The sequence below is a fragment of the Mesorhizobium sp. M7A.F.Ca.ET.027.02.1.1 genome, assembly GCF_004022985.1.
Classification (GTDB): domain Bacteria; phylum Pseudomonadota; class Alphaproteobacteria; order Rhizobiales; family Rhizobiaceae; genus Mesorhizobium.
The window spans coordinates 1-11,351 of the sequence record NZ_RZOL01000193.1; the positions used below are offsets into that span (position 1 = coordinate 1).

Annotated in this window: 13 protein-coding genes; 8 read left to right on the forward strand and 5 right to left on the reverse strand. The window is 63.5% G+C overall.

The genetic code is table 11. The features are described from left to right. Positions 1 to 260 precede the first annotated feature (260 nt). Both pncB and gcvA read right to left on the reverse strand, forming a co-directional pair. Complete coding sequence (gene pncB / locus EN749_RS20525; protein WP_128363847.1) at positions 261 to 1,565, reverse strand: nicotinate phosphoribosyltransferase; 1,305 nt, start codon at positions 1,563 to 1,565, stop codon at positions 261 to 263. 136 nt (positions 1,566 to 1,701) lie between these two features. Further along, on the reverse strand, positions 1,702 to 2,676 hold the full coding sequence (gcvA, locus tag EN749_RS20530) for a transcriptional regulator GcvA (RefSeq protein WP_127808347.1): 975 nt from the start codon (positions 2,674 to 2,676) through the stop codon (positions 1,702 to 1,704). Between the two features lie 207 nt (positions 2,677 to 2,883). Here gcvA and speB point away from each other — a divergent pair, with 207 nt between their 5' ends. The 4 genes from speB to EN749_RS20550 all read left to right on the forward strand — a co-directional run bounded on the left by speB (position 2,884) and on the right by EN749_RS20550 (position 6,139). Further along, positions 2,884 to 3,945, forward strand: a complete 1,062-nt coding sequence (speB, locus tag EN749_RS20535; RefSeq protein WP_127330421.1) for an agmatinase — start codon at positions 2,884 to 2,886, stop codon at positions 3,943 to 3,945. An 80-nt stretch (positions 3,946 to 4,025) separates the two neighbouring features. Continuing rightward, the gene (locus EN749_RS20540; protein ID WP_127808346.1) at positions 4,026 to 4,832 is read left to right on the forward strand and encodes a transporter substrate-binding domain-containing protein; all 807 of its coding nucleotides are present in this window, start codon (positions 4,026 to 4,028) and stop codon (positions 4,830 to 4,832) included. A gap of 6 nt (positions 4,833 to 4,838) precedes the next feature. Continuing rightward, positions 4,839 to 5,495, forward strand: a complete 657-nt coding sequence (locus EN749_RS20545) for an amino acid ABC transporter permease (RefSeq protein ID WP_128363848.1) — start codon at positions 4,839 to 4,841, stop codon at positions 5,493 to 5,495. Next, positions 5,492 to 6,139: an amino acid ABC transporter permease gene (locus tag EN749_RS20550; RefSeq protein ID WP_127808344.1), complete on the forward strand. Its 648-nt coding sequence runs from the start codon at positions 5,492 to 5,494 to the stop codon at positions 6,137 to 6,139. Before EN749_RS20545 ends, EN749_RS20550 begins: the two co-directional genes overlap by 4 nt. Before the next feature lie 22 nt (positions 6,140 to 6,161). Here the strand turns inward: EN749_RS20550 and EN749_RS20555 are convergent, their stop codons facing one another. The 3 genes from EN749_RS20555 to EN749_RS20565 all read right to left on the reverse strand — a co-directional run bounded on the left by EN749_RS20555 (position 6,162) and on the right by EN749_RS20565 (position 8,955). Continuing rightward, complete coding sequence (locus EN749_RS20555) at positions 6,162 to 6,974, reverse strand: oxidoreductase (RefSeq protein ID WP_127808343.1); 813 nt, start codon at positions 6,972 to 6,974, stop codon at positions 6,162 to 6,164. 92 nt (positions 6,975 to 7,066) lie between these two features. Then, entirely contained in the window at positions 7,067 to 8,332 is a 1,266-nt protein-coding gene (gene fabF / locus EN749_RS20560; RefSeq protein ID WP_128363849.1) for a beta-ketoacyl-ACP synthase II, read from the reverse strand. A gap of 44 nt (positions 8,333 to 8,376) precedes the next feature. Beyond that, the gene (locus EN749_RS20565; protein WP_127808341.1) at positions 8,377 to 8,955 is read right to left on the reverse strand and encodes a TetR/AcrR family transcriptional regulator; all 579 of its coding nucleotides are present in this window, start codon (positions 8,953 to 8,955) and stop codon (positions 8,377 to 8,379) included. Between the two features lie 80 nt (positions 8,956 to 9,035). Here EN749_RS20565 and EN749_RS20570 point away from each other — a divergent pair, with 80 nt between their 5' ends. From EN749_RS20570 to EN749_RS20585, 4 genes are all read left to right on the forward strand, one after another. Further along, entirely contained in the window at positions 9,036 to 9,395 is a 360-nt protein-coding gene (locus tag EN749_RS20570; protein WP_127808340.1) for a hypothetical protein, read from the forward strand. 87 nt (positions 9,396 to 9,482) lie between these two features. Continuing rightward, complete coding sequence (locus EN749_RS20575) at positions 9,483 to 9,941, forward strand: nuclear transport factor 2 family protein (protein ID WP_127268437.1); 459 nt, start codon at positions 9,483 to 9,485, stop codon at positions 9,939 to 9,941. A 325-nt stretch (positions 9,942 to 10,266) separates the two neighbouring features. Beyond that, positions 10,267 to 11,025, forward strand: coding sequence for an ABC transporter ATP-binding protein (locus tag EN749_RS20580; protein WP_245491464.1), 759 nt, complete (start codon positions 10,267 to 10,269; stop codon positions 11,023 to 11,025). Then, a partial coding sequence (locus EN749_RS20585) for an ATP-binding cassette domain-containing protein (RefSeq protein WP_128363850.1) occupies positions 11,012 to 11,351 on the forward strand: 340 nt, incomplete at its 3' end. The genes EN749_RS20580 and EN749_RS20585, both read left to right, overlap by 14 nt.

Below are 11,351 nucleotides of genomic sequence, written 5' to 3' on the forward strand. Positions count from 1 at the left end.
GTGGGGAGGAGGGCCAACGAAGCGGAGAAGCAAATGGGCGGAATTTGCGAAGGGAAGCACCCTACGGCGCCCCCCTCTGTCCTGCCGGACATCTCCCCCACAGGTGGGGAGATTGGCAGTTTCGCCGCCGGCTCTTCCCTGGCAATGTTGTTGATTGGCGAAAGCAGAGATGAGGGAGCAATCTCCCCCCTTGAGGGGGAGATGTCCGGCAGGACAGAGGGGGGCGCCAGGGAACTCGTACTATCCAGGAACCCCACCCCTCACACCTTGACCAATTGCTCCACGCGGTCCTTCTCGCCGAAAATTCTGAGATACCGCTCGATCTCTTTCACATCGCCGGTCGCCTTGGCCGGATTGTCGGAAAGCTTGACCGCTGGCCTGCCATTGGCCTCGGTGACCTTGCAGACCAGCGATATGGCGTCGAGGCTGTTGGTTTCCGTCGGCGCGCAGCCTTCGAAATCATTGGTCAGATTGGTGCCCCAGCCGAAGGACATGCGCACCTTGCCCTTGAAGTGGCGATAGGTCTCCTCGATGGTCTCGACTTCAAGCCCGTCGGAGAAGATCAGCAGTTTCTGCCGGGGATCTTTGCCCTTGTCGCGCCACCAGCACAGGATCTTTTCGCCGCCTTCGATCGGCGGCGCGCTGTCGGGGCGAAAGCCCGTCCAGTCGGCCACCCAGTCCGGCGCATCGCGCAGGAACGATGCCGTGCCGAAGGCGTCGGGCAGCACGATCAAGAGATTGCCGCCATAGTAACGCTGCCAGTCCTGCAGCACCTTGTAGGGCGACTGCCTCAGCTCTTTTTCCGAGTCGGCGAGGGCGGCGAACACCATAGGCAGCTCATGTGCGTTGGTGCCGAGCGCTTCGAGGTCGTTGTCCATGGCCAGAAGCACGTTGGAGGTGCCGGTGAACGCTTCGCCGATGCCTTCCTTCAGCGCCTCGACGCACCAGCGCTGCCATAGGAAGGAATGGCGCCGGCGCGTGCCGAAGTCCGAGATGCGGATGCCGGGCAGCGCCTTCAGCCGCTCGGTCTTGGCCCACATCTTGGACTTGGCGCGGGCATAGAGCACGTCGAGCGCGAAAGGCCCGAACGCCCGCATCGCCGCGCGCGATCGAAGTTCATTGATGATGGCGAGCGCCGGGATTTCCCACAGTGTGGTGTACATCCACGGCCCGCTGAAGGTCAGCTCATACTGCCCGTCGCGCTTCGACAGCTCGTATTCGGGCAGCCGGAAGCCTTCCAGCCAGGCGAGGAATTCTGGCTCGAAGATCTGCTTGCGGCCGTAGAAATTGTTACCGCCGAGCCAGATCATCTCCTTCTTGGAGAAGCGCAAGGTGCGGGCATGGTCGAGCTGTTCGCGCAATTCGGCCTCGTCTATCTCGTCGGCAAGGCGCACCGAAGTCGTGCGGTTGATCAGCGAGAAGGTTGCGTCGACCTTGGGATACATGCCCCAGATCATCTGCAGCATCAAAAGCTTGTAGAAATCCGTGTCGAGCAGGCTGCGCACGATCGGGTCGAGCTTCCAGGTGTGGTTGTAGACGCGCCGCGCAATATCGGTCTTAGCCATGTCTCAACACCGCCTTCGCTGCCTGCCATCCACAATCGCGACAGGCCTCATAGCATCGAATCGGCCAGAACGCTGCCCGCTTTCAGGCTGGCCCGACAAAAAGAGCTGCCTGCATGCGGTGGCGCAGAGCTTGGCATCAACTTGCGGATTTTCCGCCCATCACCCTGAGCGCCGGACGCTTGCGGCGGCTGACGATGCGGCCGGCCACAGGGGCGTCGGCGCGCCCGTCATCCCCGGCCTTCTCGGCGAACAGCCAGTCGATGAACACCTGCACGATCGGTGTCGCCCGCATCTCGTTGCGGCAGACGACATAGAAATCGTCGACCGCCGGCACCGACAGGCTGAACGGCGCGACCAGCATGCCCCTGGCCAGCAGCGCGCTTGCCGTCACGGAGTCGCCCAGCGCCACGCCATGGCCATGCACCGCCGCCTCGGTCGCCATACGCGCATCGCCGAGGTGATGGCGGCGACCCCGCTCCAGGTCCAGCGCATCGGCGGCCGCCAGCCAGGTATGCCATTCGCGGCCGTCATCGCCATGCAGGAAGACATGGTCGGCGAGATCCCTGACGCTGCGGATCGGCCGGTTGTTGATCAGTGTCGGGCTGACCACGGGAAACAGTTCGAGGCCCGACCATTTGCGCATCCAGCAATCGGTCCAGCTGCCGTCGCCATAATGCACGCAGACATCGATGGTGGGCGCCCGCAAATCCTTGGAATCGTTGGAAGGGATAAGCGTCAGCCTTATGTCGGGATATTGCGCCATGAAACTGCCGAGCCGCGGTGTCATCCACAACAACAGAAGCGCCGGCACGCAGGAGACCGAAAGTGTGCCGCTGCTCGCCGGCCTTGTCATGCGCTGGGTGGCGGCGGCGATGCCGTCGAAGGCGGTCGACACCGCCGGCAGAAGCTCCGCGCCATGCGGTGTCAGTTTGACCCGCTGGCCGGCCCGCTCGAACAGCTTGACATTGAGCGACTGCTCGAGCGCTTTGATCTGATGGCTGACGGCGCCATGGGTGACATTCAGCTCAATGGCCGCCTTGGTCAGCGAGCCATGCCGGGCCGTTGCCTCGAAGGCGCGCAGCGGATTAAGCGGTGGCAGGCGCTTGGTCATGGGTATCAACTTTATTGTGAGATTTTCTCACAGAAAACACCCTAACAATATCAATTGATTTTTCAATGCCGCTGCCGGACACTGAACCTGGAACAGCATCAAGACGTGAAATCTGCAGGCAGCCAGCGGGACAGCGGCCCGGCCGGATGACGGTCGGTTCGCAGGCGTCATCCGCGGCGGCACTGCATCAGCCCAGGAGGAGCGGACATGGGATACGATCGCGGCAAGCTCGACGCGTTGCGTCGCAAATATGGTGAAAGCCATGGCGGCGAGATGTTCGACCCGAAATTCCGCAAGGTCGCCGATAAGATCTTCTCCAAGAGCGGCACGCGGCTGGCACCCTATTCAGGCATCCCGACCTTCCTCGCCGCGCCCTACCGCGAAATATCGGCCGACAATCCGGATTTCGGCGATTTGCAGGTGGCGATGATCGGCGTGCCGATGGACCTCGGCGTCACCAACCGGCCAGGCTCGCGCTTCGGGCCGCGAGCGCTGCGCGCCATCGAGCGCATCGGCCCCTACAATCACGTTCTGGAATGCGCGCCCACACATGAGCTCCGGGTCGCCGATATCGGCGACACGCCGTTCCGCAGCCGCTACCGGCTTGAGACAAGCCATGAGGATATCGAGCGCCGCACCAACCAGATCGTCGATGCCGGCGTCATCCCGCTTTCGATCGGCGGCGACCATTCGATCAGCCATCCGATCCTGAAGGCCGTCGGCAAGAAAGCTCCGGTCGGGTTGATCCATATCGACGCCCACTGCGACACCAGTGGCTTGTTCGACATGACCAAGTTCCACCATGGCGGCCCGTTCCGCAACGCGGTGCTTGACGGCGTGCTCGACCCGACGCGCACGATCCAGATCGGCATCCGCGGCTCGGCCGAATATCTGTGGGAATTCACCTATGAGTCCGGCATGACCGTGGTGCATGCCGAGGAGGTGACCGGTCTCGGCATTCCGGCCATCATCGAGAAGGCGCGCAGAATAGTCGGCGACGGCCCGACCTATGTCTCCTTCGATATCGACAGCGTCGACCCGGCCTTCGCGCCCGGCACCGGCACGCCGGAAGTCGGCGGGCTGACGACACGCGAAGTGCTCGAACTGCTGCGCGGCCTCAAGGGCCTCAACATCGTCGGCGGCGACGTCGTCGAGGTGGCGCCGCAATACGACGCCACCACCAACACCGCGCATGCCGCCGCACAGGTGCTGTTCGAGATATTGAGCCTGATGGTGTTCAGCCCGGCTGTCACCGGCAAGGGAGCCTGACCTCTACGAATCCAACGAAGGCGGCCGCCGCGCTGGAGCCGGCGGTCGTATCAAACGAGCGTCCAGACAGGGGAATAACAATGACAATCCGCAAGACATTTGCCTCGATCGCCGCCGTGCTGATGCTTGGCACCGCCGGTTTCGGCTTCGCCACACAAGCCGCAAGCGCCGATGCGCTGGCGGACATCACCAAGGCCGGCACCATCAATGTCGGCGTCTTCGCCGACTTTCCGCCCTTCTCCTCGGCCAGCGCCGATATGAGCCTCAAGGGCTATGACATGGATGTCGCGCAATACATTGCCGATACGCTCAAGGTGAAGCTCAACCCCATCGCCGTCACCGGCCAGAACCGCATCCCGTATCTGAACGACAAGCGCGTCGACATCCTGATGAGCGTCGGCTACTCGAAGGAACGCGAACAGGTCATCGACTTCGCCGCCGCGTACGCGCCCTACTACATCGCCGTGATCGGTCCGGCGGCTCTGACGGTCAAGGGCAAGGAAGACCTCGCCGACAAGTCGATCGCCGTCAATCGTGGCACGCTGGAAGACACCTCGCTCACCGAGGCAGCACCGGCGTCGGCCGACATCAAGCGCTTCGACAACTACAATTCGGTGATCCAGGCCTTCATCTCCGGCCAGACGCAGCTGATGGTCGTGGGCAACGATGTCGGCGCGCAGGTGCTGGCCAAGCAGGATGCGCTGAAGCCGGAGCAGAAGTTCCAGCTTCTGACCTCGCCTTCGCATATCGGCCTCAACAAGAACGAAGACGGCCTGAAGAAGGCTGTCAACGATGCGGTCGCCAAGATGCTGGCCGACGGCAAGCTGGACGAAAGCTCGAAAGCCTGGCTGAAGACGCCGCTCAATCCCGAAAACCTCAAGGATTGAGTTTCCGTGGCCTTTGCCTGGCTCCCGGGTGCTCTGGGCGACATCGCGCACGGCGCGGCCACGACGATCCTGCTGATCGCCGTGACCACGCTGGCCGGAACGCTGCTCAGCATCCTGGGTGCCGCGGGGCGACGAAACGGCCCGGTTCTGCTCAAGCGGGCGATCGCCTGTTACGTCGAGGTGATGCGCAACACGCCGTTCCTGGTGCAGCTGTTCTTCATCTTCTTCGGCCTGCCCAGCCTGGGCATCCGGCTCGATCCGATCTTGGCCGCCATGCTGGCGATGACGCTCAACATGGCGGCCTACACGATCGAGATCGTCGGCGCCGGGCTTGACGCCGTGCCCGGCGGACAGACGGAAGCAGCGCTCGCACTTGGGCTGCGGCCACGCCAGGTGTTCGTCAAGATCGTGCTGCCGCAGGCACTCAAGATTATCTATCCCGCGCTCACCAGCCAGATCGTCATCATGATGCTGGACTCGGCCGTGGTGTCGCAGATCGCCGTGCGTGAACTGACCTACGAGGCCGATATGCTGCAGGCGCGCACCTTCCGCTCTTTCGAGACCTATTTCGTCGTGACGCTGGTCTATCTCGCTCTGTCGATGGCCTTGCGCCGGCTGCTGGTGTCAGGCGGGCGCCGTGCGCTCGGAGCCGGTGTATCATGATCGAGTTCACCTCCTGGGACATCGTGCGCAACCTGCTGCTCGCCGCCCGCTGGACGGTGCTGCTATCGCTGGCCGCCTTCATCGGCGGCGGCATCGTCGGCCTGATCGTGCTGTTCTTCAGGATCGCCAAGAACAAGTGGAGCAGGCGCATAGCCTCCGGCTACATCGCCCTGTTCCAGGGAACGCCGCTCTTGATGCAGCTGTTCTTGATGTTCTTCGGGCTGCCGATGCTCGGCCTGCGCATCGAACCCTGGACGGCGGCGGCGCTCGGCCTCACCTTCTTCGCCAGCGCCTATCTCGCCGAAATCTGGCGCTCCGGCGTCGTGGCGCTACCCCTGGGGCAATGGGACGCCGGCGCAAGCCTTGGCCTGCACTATCTGCAGGAGCTGAGGCTGATCATCCTGCCGCAGGCCTTTTCGATCACCCGCGCACCCACCGTCGGCTTCCTGGTTCAGCTGATCAAATCGACCGCGCTCACTTCGATCATCGGCTTCGAGGAGCTGGTGCGGACCTCCAACGCCATCAACAATGCGACTTTCGAACCGTTCAAGGTCTACGGGCTGGTGGCTCTGATCTTCTTCGTCATGTGCTTTCCGCTGACGCAATACGCCCGCAGGCTCGAGAAACAGGCGGCTGCTCGCTGACGCGCCAAGGCAGCGCTTGATTTCAGGCCGGCAGCCCAAGCTGCTTGCGCAGGCTCTTGTCGAATGCGGACGCGGGGACGAAACGGCGCAGGAAACTGACCTGGCGCGCCATCTTTCCCGCCGCATAGCGCGTCTTCGGCGCGGGATCGGTCGCCGCGGCCAAAACGGTGTTGGCGACCACTTCGGGCGCATCGCCTTTTTCCATCGATTTCCGCACTGATGCAGTCATCCCGGCACGCGCGGAGTCGTAGATTTCGAGCGACCGGTCGGGGGCGGCAAGATTGTCCTCGAATGCCGTGCGGGTATAGGCGGGCTCCACCAGCGAAACGCGGATGCCGAACGGGCGCAATTCGTGATCGAGCGACTCCGAATAACCCTCGATGGCATGTTTGGTCGCCGAGTAGAGTGCGAAATAGGGAGCGGGGATGAACCCCTGCACCGAACTCAAATTCATGATTCTGCCCTTCCCTTGGCGTCGCATTGCCGGCAGAACCGCGTTGGTCACACGCAAGACGCCGAAGACGTTCACGTCGAACAGCGCCTTAGCCTGAACGGTCGAAGACTCCTCCGCGCCGCCAAACAGGCCCATGCCGGCATTGTTGACAAGCAGGTCGATGCGTCCGGCCTTGGCCAGAACGTCATCGACCACTGTCGCAACGGACGCGTCGTCGGTCACGTCGCAGGTCAGCATGGTAACGCCGGCGGATGGCCGGGAGGCCACGCGACGGCTGGTTCCGAAGACGCGAAAGCCGGCGCCTAGCAAGGCATCGGCGGTAGCGCGCCCGATGCCGGAAGATGCCCCTGTGACCAGGGCGACGCCAGGAGTCTTGTTCATGGGATCATATCCTTCTTTGCGTTGGATCGGATTGGGAAAAGCATGAGAGGCCGGGGCAAAGGGCGTTGGTCATGACTGCGTCTGGCAACCGGTTAGTTCCAGCGTCTGAACAGGGCGCTGGCATTCACGCCGCCAAAGCCGAAGCCATTGGAGATCGCGTACTCCATCTCCATGGGCCGGGGCGCGTTTGCGACGAAGTCGATTCCGTCGCCGGCTGGATCGGCCTCGCCCAGGTTGAGGGTTGGCGGGGCGACCTGATCCCTGAGCGCCAGGATTGCGAAGATGGCACCAAGCCCGCCGGCCGCTCCGAGCAAATGTCCGGTCGCCGATTTCGTGGCACTGACAGCTATCGCGAAATCGCGCCCGAACACGCTCTTGATCGCTTCGATCTCACCCAGGTCGCCGACTGACGTGGATGTCGCATGCGCATTGAGATGACGAACCTCGCGTGGCGAAATCCCTGCCTGGGCAATCGCGATCTGCATGGCCCGGCGCGCGCCGTCGCCGTCCTCTGGTCCGGAGGTGACGTGGTGGGCATCCGCGGTCGTGCCGTAGCCGACGAGCTCAGCCAACGGCTTTGCGCCGCGCGCCAACGCGTGGTCCAATGCCTCGATGACCAGCACGCCGGCTCCTTCGCCCATGACGAAGCCGTCCCGCGATATGTCGAAAGGGCGCGAGGCTTGAGCCGGCGCCCAATTGAAGCCGGTTGAAAGAGAACGCGCCGCGGCGAAACCGCCGAGGCTGACGGTGTTGATACACGCTTCCGTTCCGCCGCATACGGCGATGTCGGCTTCGTTGGCGCGGATCAGGCGGGCGGCGTCGCCGATCGCTTGGATGCCCGCCGCGCATGCCGTCACCGGTGCGCCGAGTGGACCTTTGAAACCATGACGGATCGAGATGTGGCCCGCCGCGAGGTTTACAAGGAAGGACGGCACCGTAAAGGGAGACAGGCGGCGGGCGCCACGCAGGTCCACCGTGCGCACCGCCTCGGTGATGGCGGGGAACCCGCCGACCCCTGAAGCGATGATCGTGGCCGTGCGCAGGCGATCGATTTCCAGGGCAGGCTTCCATTGCGCCTGCGCCAGCGCCTCTTCCGCCGCGGCCAGCGCGAAGAGAATGAACCGGTCCACCTTGCGTTGATCCTTCGCCGACAGGACGGCATCGGCATCGAAACCAGCCTCCGGATCTTCGCCCAGGGAGGGAACCACGCCGCCAATCTTAACCGGCAGCTCTCCCACCACATCGTCCGGAAGCCTGCGAACGCCCGACCGGCCGGCAAGCAGGCGTGACCAGGACGCTTCGACATTGGCGGCAAGAGGCGTGACGGCTCCCATGCCCGTGACGACAATCCGTTGCATCTGCTCTCCTGTCCTTGGTGTGCCGGCGGCACTGCTCGCGCCGTTCAAGGGGCGACTGCTTCGCGAACCTGATCGGCCGCCGCATCCAGAAAAGCCCGCGCGAGGTCGGGGTCGTTGACGACCCGCGAGAGCACCACCGCGCCGACCATCGTCGAGAGAACGGCCATTGCCTTGTTGCCGGTCTTTTCGCTGTCGCCCTCGCCAACCCAACCGCCAAGCATCTCAAGGTACGCCTTGATGCCGGCTTCGAATGACGCCTTCACCTCGGCACCCTGCCTGGCTGCATCCGAACCGAGCGCAACGACCGGGCAGCCGTCCATCTTTTCCCCGCGATGATCCATGCTGAGGTAGAATGAGATCACCCCGTCGAGCGGGCTCCCAGGATGTGCGGCGGTCGCGGCCGACCATTTGTGGGTGGCGCTTTCCATCGCCCGCCTGGACGCCAGCGCCGCCAGATCGTCCTTCGACTCGAATTGCTTGTAAAAGGCGCCCTGGGTCAGCCCGGCACCCTTCATCAGGTCCTTGAGGCCGATGCCGTCAAAGCCGCGCTCCCGGAAAAGCCGGCTTGCCACATTGATCACGGTCTCGCGGTTTTCCGCGGCCTGAGTGCGACTCACACGCATCGTCATCTCCTTTTTTAGATTGTATTCGTAATCTATACCCTATATAGAGGGTGAACGCAATCTAAAAAAGGACAAATGAGATGATCCGCAAAACCCTGAGCGCCTCGCTGCTGGCCGCGCTGTTTCTTGCAACCCCGGCTCTTGCCGAGGAAGCCACCATCGGACGCCCGATCGAAGGCGGCAGCCTGCACCAGGGACACCTGGACATGGTGGCCTACTACGTTCCGCGCGGCGACCTGCTTGAGGTCACCGCCAATTTCGCACCGAAGGCCGGGGGTGATCCGCTGCGGGTTGTCATGGGCCTCGCCAACAGTGACTCGGTGGCGTTCTCCATACCGGGCTACCCGGGCTCGCTCTACGCGTTCTCGAGGTCCGGCAAGGAGGTGACGGTCTCGACCGAGACTGACACATCCCTGCGAGCCGACGCGACAATGCCCTGACATGACGCGCAGGCCGCGGCCGCACGATGCTGGCCGGGGCTCTCGCGTCGGAAGGGCGAGCCACCAACAAGTCTGGAGAGAGGTCACATGCTTTACAGCTATTTTGTCGAGAAATCGATCCGGCAGAGCTTCGACGACGTCAACAACCATCGCTGGGACGCGGCGGTGAAGGCCATCGCGCCGCATGTCCATCACCGGGTTGGTGGCGCCCACGCGCTTGGTGGGGAGCGCCACGACAAGCAAGCCCTGCGCCGCTGGTTCGAGCGCCTCGGCCGTGTTCTGCCCACTCTCCATCTCACGGTCAACCACGTCTGGGTGAAGGGTTGGCCGTGGCATACCACCGTGTTTGCCCAGTGGGATGGCACCGCAACCCTGCTCAACGGCGATACATCCTACATCAACCGTGGTCTCCACGTGTTCACGCTGCGGTGGGGCACGGTTCATGCGCTCGAGGAGTTTTACGATTCACAGGCGGCGGCGCGCGGCCTCGCCGCCCAAGCCGCGGCCGGCCTCGAAGAAGCTGTCGCCGAACAGATAACAAGCTGAAGCGCGGTTCGAGGACGGCCAAGGTTTACGGGCCGGTCGCGCTGATCTTCTTCGTCACGTGCCTTCGCCCGCGCAATATGGGTGGAGGCTCGAGAAGCGAGCGCCGGCGCGCTGGACTGCAAGCCAGGAAACCCAGTTCGGTAGCGTAGCGCTGCATCGCTGCCGGTGCTGTCGCGGTCGAGCCGAGGCAGGCATATAGCTTTCCTGTTAGGAATAGGCCTTGACATCTTGCCGTTCGAATTGTCCATTTGATGCTTGACCGGGCCGAACGGGGCGGCGAGGGCGGACAGGGGCAAACCGGCGCGTGGATAGACAGTCAAGTCGAGTGCTGTTGAGGACGGTTGGGCTGACAAAAGCCTTTCGAGGGCTGGTTGCCCTGCGGGATCATTCCATCGAGCTCCACGAAGGTGAAATCGTTGGGGTAATCGGGCCGAATGGCTCGGGCAAGAGCACGCTTTTCAACCTGATCACCGGCTTCTCCCAGCCGAATTCCGGCAGCATCGAGATGGAGGGCCGTTCGCTCGTCGGCCTGCGCACATCGCAGATCGTCGCAATGGGCATCGCCCGTACCTTCCAGGGCTCTCGTCTGTTCGGCAGCCTCAGCGTCGCACAGAACGTGCTGACGGCGGCGCAGTTGCGCCATCCTGTAGGCGCCGCCGATACCGTGCTGCGCGGTCGGCGCTATCGCGAGCGGGTGGCCGCGACGCGGCAGAAGGCCGACGAACTCCTCGACCTCATGGGCCTGACGGATCAGGCCGGCAGGGTCGCCGCGGATCTTCCCTATGGCGATCAGCGGCGGCTGGAGATTGCGCGTGCGTTGGCGACCGGTCCGCAGCTGCTGCTGCTCGATGAGCCCGCAGCCGGGCTTGATTCCAAAGAGACCAAGGTGTTGGCAGCGCTGATTCGGACGATCCGTGACCGCTATGGCGTAACGGTGGTCGTTGTCGAGCACGACATGGACCTGATCATGGCGCTGTGCGAACGCATCCAGGTGCTGGCGACTGGCGAGGTGATCTGCGTCGGAACACCGGAGCAGGTACGCGAACACCCGAAAGTGCGGGAGGCGTATCTTGGCCACGCCTAAGCCCGTTCTGCTCAGCGTCGAGAACCTGGAGGTCAATTTCGGCGCGGTGCGTGCGCTGAAGGGCATTTCGCTCGACGTCCATGCCGGCGAGGTGGTGGCGCTGGTGGGGGCCAACGGCGCCGGCAAGAGCACGACCTTGCGCACCATTTCCGGCCTGTCGCGGCCGCGCGGCGGCAAGATCATCTTCGATGGCAAGCCGATTGGAGGTGTCGCTCCGTCGCGGATCGTAAGTCTGGGCATAGCACAGAGCCCGGAGGGCAGGCGCCTGTTCGGCGGCCTGACGGTGGCCGACAATCTGCGGCTGGGCGCCTGCACCCGCACCGACA

What these genes read in the sequence shown, in the direction of transcription:
- EN749_RS20555 (WP_127808343.1), bottom strand. Translation starts at nt 6,974, where the DNA reads ATGAACAAGACTCCTGGCGTCGCCCTGGTCACAGGGGCATCTTCCGGC.
- gcvA (WP_127808347.1), bottom strand. Translation starts at nt 2,676, where the DNA reads ATGACCAAGCGCCTGCCACCGCTTAATCCGCTGCGCGCCTTCGAGGCA.
- fabF (WP_128363849.1), bottom strand. Translation starts at nt 8,332, where the DNA reads ATGCAACGGATTGTCGTCACGGGCATGGGAGCCGTCACGCCTCTTGCC.
- pncB (WP_128363847.1), bottom strand. Translation starts at nt 1,565, where the DNA reads ATGGCTAAGACCGATATTGCGCGGCGCGTCTACAACCACACCTGGAAG.
- EN749_RS20540 (WP_127808346.1), top strand. Translation starts at nt 4,026, where the DNA reads ATGACAATCCGCAAGACATTTGCCTCGATCGCCGCCGTGCTGATGCTT.
- speB (WP_127330421.1), top strand. Translation starts at nt 2,884, where the DNA reads ATGGGATACGATCGCGGCAAGCTCGACGCGTTGCGTCGCAAATATGGT.
- EN749_RS20550 (WP_127808344.1), top strand. Translation starts at nt 5,492, where the DNA reads ATGATCGAGTTCACCTCCTGGGACATCGTGCGCAACCTGCTGCTCGCC.
- EN749_RS20570 (WP_127808340.1), top strand. Translation starts at nt 9,036, where the DNA reads ATGATCCGCAAAACCCTGAGCGCCTCGCTGCTGGCCGCGCTGTTTCTT.
- EN749_RS20565 (WP_127808341.1), bottom strand. Translation starts at nt 8,955, where the DNA reads ATGCGTGTGAGTCGCACTCAGGCCGCGGAAAACCGCGAGACCGTGATC.
- EN749_RS20575 (WP_127268437.1), top strand. Translation starts at nt 9,483, where the DNA reads ATGCTTTACAGCTATTTTGTCGAGAAATCGATCCGGCAGAGCTTCGAC.